The sequence below is a fragment of the Ruegeria sp. AN11 genome, assembly GCF_056536005.1.
The window spans coordinates 1,733,643-1,746,449 of sequence record NZ_JBQFJD010000001.1 but is presented as its reverse complement, the minus strand read 5'-3'; the positions used below and the strand labels follow the sequence as shown (position 1 = coordinate 1,746,449).

Here is a 12,807-nt window from a genome sequence, read left to right as displayed (position 1 = left end):
GCCCATGATTGGGCGGCTGATACAAGAGTGCGAAGAACTGTCCGAGTTGGAAGAGAACTTTGATTGGATCCAAGGAGCTGGATTCAGTCAAAACAGCAGTGGTCTGTTGTCGTGGTCATTCACGTTGTTGATAGAGGATAGACAAATACCACTACGCCTGGTTTTTCCCGCCCTCTTTCCAGAGTTACCACCCTTCGTGCTTCCCGCAGATGAAACAGTGAGGCTTTCTCAGCACCAGTATGGCGAAGGTGGTGAGCTTTGCCTCCAATATCGACCCGACAATTGGCATCCAGATTGCAAAAGCATAGATGTGGTTCGGAGTGCGAAAGCGCTTCTTGAGGCGACCCCTGCGAACGCCTCTGTTTCTGTAGTCGAAAGTGACCATCCATCCGATCTGCCGTCATTGCTTGTGGGTTATGAAAGACGGTTCATGTTGCCGTCCGAAACAGCGAGCCTACTGAGAAAACGCCTGGCTGGACGCGCAACCGATCTTCGCTTAACCCTTGAGCAGCGGCTTGCATCAACCGGCACTCAAGCAGCTCTTGTCGCTCGAGTAGCGTCGATTGGCTACGAAACCAATTTGAGTGTTCCAAATGATGGCCCGGGTTTTGGTGGTAAAGTCGTTCATGGAGTGTTGTATCGGCTACCTGGAATTCAGAAGCTACCGGATCTCACACAAGAAAATGTAACCAAGCTGTTGTACTTGCTTCTGCCGCGCTGGTTGCGAGAGTGGATTTCAAGATTTGAAGAAATGCCGGTTGTCTTGTCGAATGGAAAGGATGAGGTTTTGTTCCTCGTTCGAAATAGCGGAGCAAACAGGCAAATAAATCTTTTCTATACGTTCGAGCCACCTCGAGCTAAAGAGCGCAGGTCGCACGGCCAAATATATCGAAAATCCAGCGTCTGCATTATTGGTGCTGGCTCGCTTGGTTCCAAGGTTGCCGCTGGTCTGGCTCGCGAAGGTGTTGGGCACTTCATGTTGCTAGACAACGATGTCCTTTGGTCCGACAACTTGGTACGCAACGAACTTGATGAAATGGACGTAGGCCATCACAAGGCGATTTCACTGGAGCAAAGGTTACGCCGAATAAATCCAAAGGTGCGGGTATCCGCTTTAGGAATGAGTCTGACGTCACAATCGACTGTTCAGAATATTGCAAAACTGGGCGAGATCATTAGTTCCTGTGATCTTGTCATCGAAACGACAGCCGATAGCGCTGTGTTTCGCATGGCTGCAGCTATATGTACTCAAAAGAAGAGGCCGCTTGTTTGGGCGCGGGTTTATGCCGGTGGGATTGGTGGGCTGGTAGCTCGGAGCGTTCCGGCTGAGGATCCGGCCCCTATCCTTGCAGCTGATCAATTGCGTGCCTGGTGTGATGCAAAAGACAAATCGCCCCCAGAAGGATTTCAACGTAACTATGGGGTGCAGGGTGACGACCAAGACGAACCATTATTCGCTTCTGATGGCGATGTCGGCGTAATTGCCAACCGAACATCTCGACATGCCCTGGATGTGCTTTCTACCCCAGAGATGAGAGTCCATCCGGAGCCAGCATACTTTATTGGTCTTCGGAGAGCATGGATTTTTGACCATCCGTTTGACACTCATCCCGTTATCTACAGTTCTAATGGCGGATGGGGCGACGAGGATGCTGAGGAAAGCGGAACCGCAATTGTTCAAGTTATGGAACACCTAGGGATAGAGTATGACACTTAGTCTCCGGTTTCCCCTAACCCACCGGAATGCCATGCGAGCGTGCTTGCAGAAAGGTGGTAGACGAGAGATTGGCGGATGGCTGGCTGCAGAACAGCTTGGGCCTGGAGAATTTGAGCTGGTAGGTTTCACGGTTGACCTTGAAGTCGGGACACACAATCGCTTCGCCAGTCTTCCTATGACGCATGGTGAGCAACTCGATAAGATACTACTTGAGAACGCAGATCGAACAGGACGAGTGGACTATTTGGGCGAGTGGCATTCTCATCCTACATTCCCGCCGATCCCGAGCGATATCGATGTAGCTGCAATGACTAAGATGGTCGAACACAGCGGGCCGTCTTTTGCCACGTTGCTAATTGTTCGGATGCTGAGTGAAGAATTGCTCGAAGCGACCATAACAACTTTTCAACGTGGTTCACCGCCCGAGCAAGGTCGATTGATAACCGAGCACAACCAGCGCACTAAGAGATTTCCTGAGATAGAAATTGTGAACCCGAAAAAGGGTAAGAGTTGATCTCGAAGTATGGAAAGCAACCGCGCAAAGTCACAAAACTTCAAATCTGGAACAGCGCACTGGCCAGTGCCGTTTGAAGAACTTGCAAGATCCTCCCTTAGTCCAAGCTGCCAAATGACCCAATGTCTTTGACAACGGACAACGCGAAAGAAACGATCTAAAATGCTGAAACGACATTTTGACAACTTTCTTACGAAACTCATTGATTGGTGGTTTCGAGTTGCAACGATCGAGCGTTACTTGATCGGAGCGGGCCTCACACTTTTGATTGCTGTTTTTGGCGGCGTTCCCTTGATAATTGAGCTGTTGCGTTTTGTACTGGGGGCGGTGCCAGCAGGTGCCGAGAAGGTAGGTGCGGCGATCAAGACCGTCGATGTCGTCATTTTAGGCATCGCACTCCTCCTTATTATCGCCGGCCTTGTAATTGCGGTCGCAAGATTCGTAGGCGAAGCCCGAGTGCGATCCAAGAAGCGTAACGTTGTGATCGAAGCGCGCGGCCTGCGGGATGATGATGGCAATGCATTGGCCGACACGATTGCGAAGTGTCACGGCGGGGCTGTGACACCAGTTTTGCTGGATTTGCGCAACAGGCTCGATGGTAGAGTGATCGCTCCAGAAAGGGCCTTGGACGACATCATGGCGATGTATCGGTCTTTTCAACAATACCGCAAGGAAGGTGACAGGGCGGATGTGACGACATTCTATGGTGGATTGACGCCGGTCCCTTACACATTTCTGACTGGAGTTCTGCTCGATGACGAGAGTTCCATCGTCACCTATGACTGGGATCGTTCTCAGGAAGCGTGGCGCAAGATCGAAGGTGAAGACGATGGTGCCCACTTCCTCGTGGAAGGGCTCGAAGCGATTTCGGATGCGTCGGAAGTCATTTTGGCGATCACCTTTTCCTATCCAGTCAATGATGAGGATTTGGCAACGACCTTTGCACTACCAACGATCAGATTGACGCTTGATGGTATGTCGTCAGACTCGCATTGGTCGCAAAAGAAACAGAACCGGCTTGCGCAGGACTTCCTCGAGGTTGCCAAGCAACTGAGCGAGAAAGGAGTGCGGCGTATCAATCTAGTGTTGGCAGCCCCCAACAGTGTCGTTTTCACATTCGGCAGGCGCTATGACAAGCGAAACCTCCCTGAAATAGTAGTCTACCAATATCAGCGCGGCGAGAACCCCGCCTACCCTTGGGGCATTTTGATGCCTGTCGCCGGAGAAGAGCGTGCAAAAGTGATGTACACGACGGGTAAGGCTAACCCCTAGCAAAAATATTGGCGCTCTGCGGATTGAGAGCCTGCGGAGAGAGGATTCCGCGTTCAATCTTACCTTGGCAGCGAATGACTGCTACCACCTATCTTCGGAGGGTGAATACTACAATGAGGCGATCCTCGAAATTCATGTTGGCCCTGGAGTGTCGGGTATGTTTGTTAGATCCCTTTGTGACCTCTATTGAGCAAGAAAACACTATAGAGTATTTTGATTAATACCGTACGAATTTGGCCTATAATGGATGCTCAATTCGATTCCTCGACGTGGAATCATACTGGCCTTTCAAGTGTTTGGTAACAAATGGATACCCCAATGGGGGTGCAAGTGGGGGTGCAAAGAAGGCAGGTGTTTTGAGAATTCATAATGATAACAATTGCTTGCTGGATCAGTATGAAGCCGCCCCCGGCACCATTTTATTTCCTAAGCAAACCCATCTGACTGGTCCATTTTGGATGTTAGTGAATCGTTGTCCCGCGATCATCCGGGATAAAGGTTTCAAGTTCCGCGAAGCATTTGCAAGCACCGGAGCGATAATACCTTGTATCAGGTCACATTGCGGTCCTTTCCATGCCGAGACGCAGACGATGACTTCCTAAGTCATTTGATATGTTTGTCCCAACAAGCATCGCGCCTGTTAGCGTGCGCAAGCTTCGAATTTCGTACAAACTGGTACCCGCGGCCGGACTCGAACCGGCACGGCCTTCCGGCCCAGAGATTTTAAGTCTCTTGTGTCTACCATTCCACCACGCGGGCATGCGTGTCGAGCCTAATTCGGGCCTGAAAATCTCAATACGGCCACAAGGCCATGAATACAATGCGCTTCCGCCTCAAATTGTGCCTTGGTCAAATCCAGCACGCCCTCAAGCCCAAGTTGCCGGAGCTAGTCGTGTGATTGGAACAACACCCGCCAATTCGCCAAGCATGCAGTTAGGGTGGATGCTGCTTGCAGCTCAAGTGTAAAAGTGTCCGGTCCTGATGATTGGGGTGGCCCGGACTTCCTCTTTTCGTGTTTGTAGATGCAGCAAGGCGAACAAAATTGCTGCCATTCGAAGTCACAGTTAGAACGGGGTAATATCCCCGCTCGCGATTTACCGCTATTGTACCTTTACACAGAAAACGTATTCCTTATTTTGCATGTTAAATGCTGGAGTTCCAAGGACAGGAGAACCGGAATGCCACTGACAGTCAGGGACATGATGGAGGCCGCCAACGCTGTGGTCGCGCGTATCGATTTTGCCCAAGCTTCGGAACTGCTGCGCGAGGGCGGGTTGCTGCTGGACGTTCGGGATACGCCGGAACTGGAGAGGGCGGGCCGGGCGGTCGGGTCTCATCACATTCCACGCGGGATGCTGGAGTTTAGGGCCGATAGCGGGCTGCCAACTCATGATCCTGAATTGCGCATCGACCGGCCAATCGTCCTGCACTGTGCGTCGGGCGGGCGCGCGGCGCTGGCAGGCAAATTGTTGAAGGACATGGGCTATTCCCGGGTTTACAACCTTGGGGGCCTTACTGATTGGGTCGAAGGGGGCGGCCAGACAGTCGAGCCTGTTGACCCTGGAATGACCTGACCTGAATCAAAGCCATACACATCCTGAGAAACCAATATGTGGTCAGATTCCAAAATAGGACCACACCCAATGATGCGTCTTGCTTCGATGTTGTATTCACTGATTGGAACTGCCCTGGCTGGCTCGGCCGTCATAGCTGTATTGTCTGCTGGCCTGGTTACCACGGGCGCTATTCTGGGGGCCGCTGGCGCAGGATTTGTTGCCGCCATACCGGTTTCATGGCTTGTCGCCAAACGGTTGTATCAGGGTTCGATCTGATCAGGCGTTCAAAAAGGTTCTGACGGCCGCTTCAAATTCGCGCGGTTTTTCGGCGTGCAGCCAGTGGCCTGCGCCCGGAATCTTTGCGAATTTCGCGGCGGGGAAAAGGGCGCGTATCTTGTCGCGGTGCTGCGGCAGAACATAGTCCGAGGCGCCACCGGACAAAAACAGGGCGGGCCCGTTCCAAGTGGCATCGAGTACCGGAAACCCCATGATTTTTGCCATCTCGTTTGCCAGACCGTCCAGGTTCAACAGCCACCGCTGCCCGCTGACATCCAGTGACTGAGTGAAGAAGCTCTGCAACGCTTTTTCGACACCCAGTTCTGCCAGTTGCTGCTCGGCATCCGAGCGCCGGGTCACGCAGGACAGATCGACCGCACGCATGGCTTCGATGAACTGAATCTGACTGTGGCTGTAGGTCACCGGCGCAATGTCGGCCACTACCAGTTTACGCACTTGGGCACCATGCATCAGCGCCAGGGTCATTGCTGCCTTGCCGCCCATGGAGTGGCCGACAACGTCCACGGGACCGCCGACCTGCGCAATGACCTCGGCCAGATCATCGGCCAGGTCCGGATAACCATGCGAGGCGTCCCACTTGCTGTAGGCATGGTTGCGCATGTCCACTGCAATGACCTGTCTTTCGTCCGAAAGCCGCCGCGCAATGACGCCCCAATTACGGGCCGAGCCATAAAGCCCGTGCGCGATCAGAAGAGGAGGGTTCGCGGTCGGTTCGCCATGTACGATCGTGTTCAACATGAGTGCGTGATACCCGGCAGTGAATGAAACGACCAGTCCCATTGTAGCCTGCCTCTGGCCGCGCTACATTTCCCGGTCAGGAGGCACCAATGTCGCAGGACACTGATATTCAGACCCGGATTGCAGGCACGATTGCGTTGCTGCGCGAAAAGCTGGGTGTGCGGGACAAAACCCTGTTGGCCTCGGTCAAAAGAGCCAAACGCCTACTGCCTCGCCGGATCTACAAACAGGCGCTTCTGCTGGCGAATGCGGAACAGATGGCGGCGCATCCTAGGTTGCGGCGGGTTCTGGACACTCCAAAACTTGTCAGCGCGTCCGACGAGGTGCAGGCGTATCTCGGCAGTATTGATCTGGCGGACAGAAGATGGGGCTGGTTTCTGGGGATGCTGGGCGGACTGGCGTTCAACATTCTGGCGCTGAGCGCGCTGCTGCTGCTGTTTCTGTGGTGGCGCGGCCTGATCTGAAGGTAGGTTCTGAGGCAGGATTACCTTGCCAATGTTGAACTAAGTCTTTGGTGTGAAATGACAATGCGCCCAAAACAGATGCGGCGCCACCGGGGCGCCGCTGTCTTGATTGTTCCGAGCCGATCACAGGTTCGGGTAGATCGGGAATCGTGCGCAGAGGTCTGCGACTTCGGCTTTGACCTTGGCCTCGACCGCGCTGTTGCCGTCTTCGCCATTGGCGGCCAGACCGTCGACGACCTCGATGATCCAGTCCGCGATCTGGCGGAATTCGACCTCGCCAAAGCCGCGGGTGGTGCCGGCGGGGCTGCCCAGACGGATGCCCGACGTGATGGTCGGCTTTTCCGGGTCAAACGGTACGCCGTTCTTGTTGCAGGTGATATGCGCGCGGCCCAGAGCCTTTTCGGTGGCGTTGCCCTTGACGCCCTTGGGGCGCAGGTCGACCAGCACCACATGGGTGTCGGTGCCATGGGTCACCGTGTCCAGACCGCCCTTGATCAGCTGATCCGACAGGGCCTGCGAATTGACGACAACCTGCTTGATGTAGTCCTTGAAGGCCGGTTGCAGCGCCTCGCCGAAGGCCACGGCCTTGGCCGCGATCACGTGCATCAGCGGGCCGCCCTGAATGCCGGGGAAGATGGCCGAGTTCACTTTCTTTGCGATATCTTCATCATTGGTCAGGATCATGCCGCCACGCGGGCCGCGCAGGGTCTTGTGCGTCGTGGTCGTGGCCACATGCGCATGCGGGAAGGGGCTGGGGTGTTCACCTGCGGCGACCAGACCGGCGAAATGCGCCATGTCGACATGCAGATAGGCGCCGACCATGTCGGCGATCTCGCGCATGCGGGCAAAGTCGATCTGGCGCGGGATGGCCGAGCCGCCGGCGATGATCAGCTTGGGCTGGTGCTCTTTCGCCAGCGCCTCGACCTGATCGTAGTCCAGCATGTTGTCTTCCTTGCGGACGCCGTACTGCACCGCGTGGAACCACTTGCCCGACTGGTTCGGGCGCGCGCCATGGGTCAGGTGACCACCGGCATCCAGGCTCATCCCCAGAATGGTGTCACCGGGTTTGATCAGCGCCTGGAACACGCCCTGGTTGGCCTGAGAGCCCGAGTTCGGCTGCACGTTGGCGAAACCGCAGCCAAACAGCTGCTTGGCGCGGTCGATGGCCAGGTTCTCGGCAATGTCCACGAACTGGCAGCCGCCATAATAGCGCCGCCCGGGATAGCCTTCGGCGTATTTGTTGGTCATCACCGAGCCCTGCGCCTCCATCACTGCGGCGCTGACGATGTTTTCGGACGCAATCAGCTCGATTTCATCGCGCTGGCGCCCCAACTCGGACCGGATCGAGCCGAAAAGCTCAGGATCACGATCCGAAAGAGACTGGGTGAAAAAACCGGTGTCACGAAGATTGGCGTTCATGGGGGCTCCACATGGCTGGGAATAATCTTGCGGATTTCCTATCGGAAACGACATACATGCAAAAGTCGTAAAGCGACGAATTGGCCCGTTATGGCGTCAAGTCTGGCCTATCGGGGAAAGGTATGTTTGTTTCGGAACCAAATGTGCAGCACCGGAAACCCGTTTACATGATTCAGAGAATCGCCTTTCTTGCCAGCGACGCCAAGGTGGCCCAGATTGCGCGGGATGCGCTGGTCGCCCGATACGGCAATGCCGCGCCTCGGGACGCAGATGTTGTGGTCGCGCTTGGGGGCGACGGGTTCATGTTGCACACCCTGCACAACATGCAACATCTGGATACGCCGGTTTATGGCATGAACCGCGGAACCATCGGCTTTCTGATGAACGAGTTCAGTGAAGGTGACCTGATGGAGCGGCTGGCCGCCGCCGAGGAGGAGGTCATCAACCCGCTGGCCATGCGCGCCATGGATCAGTCCGGCAAGATGCACGAAGCGCTTGCAATCAACGAAGTGTCGTTGCTGCGCGCTGGACCGCAGGCCGCGCGGCTGAAAATCAGCGTGGATGGCAGGGTTCGCATGGCTGAACTCATGTGCGACGGGGCTTTGTTGTCCACGCCTGCCGGATCCACTGCCTACAACTACTCGGCCCACGGCCCGATTCTGCCGATCGGGTCGGATGTTCTGGCGCTGACCGCGATTGCCGCATTTCGCCCGCGCCGCTGGCGCGGCGCTCTGTTGCCCAAGATCGCGCATGTCAGGTTTGATGTGATCGAAGCGGATAAACGCCCGGTCATGGCGGATGCGGATTCGAACTCATTCCCAGACATAGATTGGGTTGAAATCCGGTCCGAGCCGTCAATCACACACCGAATTCTGTTCGATCCCGGCCATGGTCTTGAGGAGCGTCTGATTTCGGAGCAGTTTACCTAAACTGTCCAGTTTGAACATTTTTTCGGTTTGTGTGAACCAGTTCACAGGAAAGTGCTTTATCATTCGTTAATCTGAACTTGCCCGGAGAACACGCTAAGGCGGGAGTGAGTGGCCGCCAACAGCGTATTCGAAATGATTGCGCAGTTTTCGCGCTGGCGAGGGTGGGTGGTGCTACGCTCGTCATCAGAAATTCGGGCATATTTTAGTATGCGGACCCCGGGCACAAAAACCCGGGGTCTATTTTTGTCAGCTGCGTTGTCAGGGTTTAGGCCGAGGCTCAGCGTGCCCCTGATTCCATTCTGTCCCACAGCGGAAAACACATCTGCCCGACGCGGGCTTCGATCGCGGCCGCGGCATCAACCGCCAGGTCTTCACGCCACCGCCGCGCAGCGATCTGCACATTGATCGGCTGAGGGCCTTTAGGCAGGCTGGCAAGCCGGGCGGGAACGCATGCGGCCGGCAGACCCAGAAAGTTCATCGCGTACGAGTAGACGGCGCAGCCGAGAACCTCGTGAACACCTTCGGCCCCCTCTGTGTCACGATCGGGTCCAAAGAAGGGTTGCGGCAGAAATGGGGACAGAACCAGCGCGTAGTCCTCCATGAACAGTGACCATTGCCTTGCATAGTGGCTGCGTTCCGCCAGCATGCGGATCAACTCGGTTCCCACGATCGGCGGAAATTCCTGGAAATACACTTCAAAGACATCCCGGATGGTCTGCGACCCGACCGCTTCGATGTCGCTTTTCATCAGGGTCAGAACCTCGCCCATCAGTGCGCGATACCCATTGCGTCCGCAGTCGAACACATCCGGCGTTTCGACTTCGTCTACCTGATAGCCCGCGTCCGTCAGCGCATCGCGTGCGGTTTCCAGCGCCTTTTCAACTTCGGGGTGCAGGTCGTAGCCGTATGTGTTCTTCGTAAATGCAACCCTGATCGGGGTATCCGGGTTCTCGGTCCGCCAGGGCAGGGGAACGTGGAACGGATCCCGCGGGTCAGGGGTAATCAGACAAGGCATGGACAGGTGCAGGTCGGCAGCAGAACGTGCGATCAGCCCCTGCACCGACATGGACTGTGCCAGTAACCCGCGTTCGGCCTGTTGGCTGGGGTTCCAGGCTGGTACCCTGCCCAGACCGGGTTTGACCGTCACCGCGCCGTTGGCAGCTGCCGGAAATCTCAGACTGCCACCGATGTCGTTGCCATGGCCCAGTGCGCCGATGCCGGCCATCACTGCAGCGCCTGCACCGCCAGACGACCCGCCGGGCGAGATGTGCCTGCCCCAGGGGTTGTGCGTGCGACCATAAAGCGGATTGTCGGTGTCCGCGCGGAACGAGAATTCAGGTGTATTCGTCCGGCCGATCACGACCGCGCCTGCCTTCAACAGATTGGCAACCACCGGGGCGTCGTCGGGTGCGATGACATCCTTCAGGGCAGAAACGCCATTTGTTGTCGCGTGGTCCTTCTGGTCCACATTGACCTTGATGGTGACGGGAACACCGTGCAGCGGGCCTGCAGACGCGCCTTTGGCGCGCGCCTTGTCCAGTTCTCGTGCGCGTTTAAGGGCTTGCACACTCAGGTCGTCTACGACCGCATTCAGGTCCGGGTTGATCTCGTGCATCCGGTCCAGCGCGCCTTGCACAGCGGCCTCGGCGCTCAGTGCGCCGCTGCGGGTTTGGCTGGACAATTCGGTGGCGGTTAGTCGCCAGAGTTCTTGATCTGTCATGGGCCCTCTCTGTCTCAGAGTGACAGTAGGGGGCCGGTAACAGGTTGCAAGCGAAAGGCGAAAAGCGGGCGACGGTTTGTCGCCCGTTTCTGGGTTACTGAGCGTAACCGATGGTTTTCAGGGCTTCGGCGATCTCATCCAGAATGGCCGGATCGTCGATGGTTGCGGGCATCTTGTAGTCCTTGCCATCTGCAATCGAGACCATGGTACCCCTAAGGATCTTGCCCGACCGCGTCTTGGGCAAGCGGTCGACCACGACAGCAAGCTTGAACGCCGCAACAGGCCCGATCTTTTCGCGCACCATTTTGACGACATCCTGCACGACCTCGGCGTGATCTTTATCGCAGCCGGCGTTCAGGCACAAAAAGCCAACTGGCATCTGCCCTTTCAGCTGGTCCGAGACGCCGATGACCGCGCATTCGGCGACGTCGGGATGGGCGGCCAGGACCTCTTCCATCCCACCTGTGGACAGGCGGTGGCCGGCCACGTTGATCACGTCGTCGGTGCGCGCCATGATATAGAGATAGCCGTCCTCGTCGATCATCCCCGCGTCACCGGTTTCGTAATAACCGGGGAACTGATCCAAATAGGATTTGCGGAACCGGTCCTCGGCGTTCCAAAGGGTCGGCAGAGTGCCGGGCGGCAGGGGGAGTTTGACCGCGATGGCCCCAAGCTCGCCCGCCTGAACCGGGTGGCCTGCCTCATCCAGAATCTGCACGTCATATCCTGGCATCGGCTTGGCGGGTGATCCCAGCTTGACCGGCAGTTCCTCGATCCCCAGCGGGTTGCCGGCAATGGTCCAGCCCGTTTCGGTCTGCCACCAATGGTCGATCACCGGAACTTTCAGTGCGTTCTGCGCCCATGTGATCGTGTCCGGGTCTGCACGTTCACCTGCCAGGAACAGTGCCCTCAGGCAGGTCAGGTCGTAATTCTTAAGCGTGTCGCCGGAAGGGTCTTCGCGCTTAACAGCGCGGATGGCTGTCGGGGCGGTGAAGAAGCTGCGCACGTTGTGTTCAGAAATCACCCGCCAGAAAGTGCCCGCATCCGGGGTGCCGACCGGTTTACCTTCGAACACGATCGTCGTGTTGCCGTGGATCAGCGGCGCGTAACAGATATAAGAATGACCGACGACCCAGCCCACGTCCGAGGCGGCCCAGAACACATCGCCCGGATCGACGTTGTAGATGTTCTTCATCGACCAGTTCAGCGCTACAAGGTGCCCTGCGGTAGGGCGCACAACACCTTTGGGCGCGCCGGTCGTTCCCGACGTATAAAGGATATAGGCTGGATCGTTGCCATCAACCGGCACACATTCCGCCGGTTCAACGCCGTATTGGAAACCATGCCAGTTGAAATCGCGCCCTTCGATCAGCTGTGCCACTTCCTGTTCGCGCTGGAAGATGACGCAGAATTCGGGCTTGTGACTCGCCATCTCGATGGCGCCGTCCAGTAGCGGCTTGTAGTGCACCACCCGACCGGGTTCCAGCCCGCAAGACGCCGCAATGATCGCCTTTGGTTTCGCGTCGTCGATCCGAACGGCCAGTTCATTGCTGGCAAAACCGCCAAACACGACCGAGTGAACAGCCCCCAACCGCGCGCAGGCCAGCATCGCCTCAAGCGCTTCGGGGATCATGGGCATGTAAATGATGACCCGGTCGCCTTTCTCGATCCCCTTGGCCCGCAGCGCCCCGGCCAGCGTTGCAACGCGGTTGCGCAGTTCGACATATGAGATTTCGCGTTTCGTATGGGTGATCGGGCTGTCGTAGATTATGGCCGTCTGCTCACCCCGACCGTTTTCGACATGCCGGTCCACCGCATTCCAGCAGGTGTTGACCTTGGCGTCACAGAACCATTCATAGAGCGGGGCATTGTCGTCAAACAGCGCTTTGCTTGGCGGCTGTACCCAGTCGATCCCCTTGGCGGCGTCCATCCAGAACGCCTCCGGATCGGATTTCCAACTCTCATAGATGTCCTGATAAGCCACGGCATCGTCCTCCTCAAAATCCCTTGCCAGTGTGTTAGGCATCTGCCGCCTGTCGGACAAGCGGCTGAAATGACGACGCGTCAGTTTACCGCGAATTATTTGCAGATACCGGGAAAATGGGCTGCAAAGTTTTGCAAATCGCCTTCCCGATCAAGGTGAATTCGCAACAAAGCCTTTGTTTTGCAAAACTGCAAATT

11 protein-coding genes and 1 tRNA gene are annotated in these 12,807 nt (G+C 56.5%); 7 read left to right on the top strand and 5 right to left on the bottom strand.

The features are described from left to right. The first annotated feature begins 4 nt into the window (after positions 1-4). The 3 genes from ACR3EQ_RS08680 to ACR3EQ_RS08670 all read left to right on the top strand — a co-directional run bounded on the left by ACR3EQ_RS08680 (position 5) and on the right by ACR3EQ_RS08670 (position 3,503). On the top strand, positions 5-1,717 hold the full coding sequence (locus ACR3EQ_RS08680; RefSeq protein ID WP_480490370.1) for a ThiF family adenylyltransferase: 1,713 nt from the start codon (positions 5-7) through the stop codon (positions 1,715-1,717). Continuing rightward, positions 1,707-2,231 carry a Mov34/MPN/PAD-1 family protein gene (locus ACR3EQ_RS08675; RefSeq protein WP_480490368.1) on the top strand — a complete coding sequence of 175 codons (525 nt, stop codon included), beginning with the start codon at positions 1,707-1,709 and terminating at the stop codon, positions 2,229-2,231. The genes ACR3EQ_RS08680 and ACR3EQ_RS08675 overlap by 11 nt, the downstream gene beginning before the upstream one ends. Positions 2,232-2,393: 162 nt before the next feature. Then, entirely contained in the window at positions 2,394-3,503 is a 1,110-nt protein-coding gene (locus tag ACR3EQ_RS08670; protein ID WP_480490366.1) for an SAVED domain-containing protein, read from the top strand. A gap of 673 nt (positions 3,504-4,176) precedes the next feature. On the opposite strand, the gene ACR3EQ_RS08665 is transcribed toward ACR3EQ_RS08670, so the two are convergent. After that, a tRNA-Leu gene (locus ACR3EQ_RS08665) sits at positions 4,177-4,262 on the bottom strand. 419 nt (positions 4,263-4,681) lie between these two features. Between ACR3EQ_RS08665 and ACR3EQ_RS08660 the strand changes: the two genes are divergently transcribed. After that, positions 4,682-5,077 (top strand): rhodanese-like domain-containing protein, encoded by a 396-nt coding sequence (locus ACR3EQ_RS08660; RefSeq protein WP_170617528.1) that lies wholly within the window; start codon positions 4,682-4,684, stop codon positions 5,075-5,077. Positions 5,078-5,146: 69 nt separating this feature from the next. After that, positions 5,147-5,335, top strand: a complete 189-nt coding sequence (locus ACR3EQ_RS08655) for a hypothetical protein (protein ID WP_170682516.1) — start codon at positions 5,147-5,149, stop codon at positions 5,333-5,335. Here the strand turns inward: ACR3EQ_RS08655 and ACR3EQ_RS08650 are convergent, their stop codons facing one another. Next, the gene (locus ACR3EQ_RS08650) at positions 5,336-6,136 is read right to left on the bottom strand and encodes an alpha/beta fold hydrolase (RefSeq protein WP_480442407.1); all 801 of its coding nucleotides are present in this window, start codon (positions 6,134-6,136) and stop codon (positions 5,336-5,338) included. A 47-nt stretch (positions 6,137-6,183) separates the two neighbouring features. Between ACR3EQ_RS08650 and ACR3EQ_RS08645 the strand changes: the two genes are divergently transcribed. Further along, complete coding sequence (locus ACR3EQ_RS08645; protein WP_480490364.1) at positions 6,184-6,558, top strand: hypothetical protein; 375 nt, start codon at positions 6,184-6,186, stop codon at positions 6,556-6,558. A gap of 123 nt (positions 6,559-6,681) precedes the next feature. On the opposite strand, the gene glyA is transcribed toward ACR3EQ_RS08645, so the two are convergent. After that, positions 6,682-7,977: a serine hydroxymethyltransferase gene (gene glyA / locus ACR3EQ_RS08640; protein ID WP_480490362.1), complete on the bottom strand. Its 1,296-nt coding sequence runs from the start codon at positions 7,975-7,977 to the stop codon at positions 6,682-6,684. Positions 7,978-8,144: 167 nt separating this feature from the next. On the opposite strand from glyA, the gene ACR3EQ_RS08635 reads away from it, so the two are divergent. Beyond that, positions 8,145-8,906, top strand: a complete 762-nt coding sequence (locus ACR3EQ_RS08635) for an NAD kinase (protein ID WP_170609519.1) — start codon at positions 8,145-8,147, stop codon at positions 8,904-8,906. A 277-nt stretch (positions 8,907-9,183) separates the two neighbouring features. On the opposite strand, the gene ACR3EQ_RS08630 is transcribed toward ACR3EQ_RS08635, so the two are convergent. Further along, the gene (locus ACR3EQ_RS08630) at positions 9,184-10,626 is read right to left on the bottom strand and encodes an amidase family protein (protein WP_170609521.1); all 1,443 of its coding nucleotides are present in this window, start codon (positions 10,624-10,626) and stop codon (positions 9,184-9,186) included. Positions 10,627-10,720: 94 nt separating this feature from the next. Further along, a complete protein-coding gene (prpE, locus tag ACR3EQ_RS08625) occupies positions 10,721-12,610 on the bottom strand; it encodes a propionate-CoA ligase PrpE (RefSeq protein ID WP_480491750.1) in 1,890 nt (629 codons plus the stop codon). Positions 12,611-12,807 lie beyond the last annotated feature (197 nt).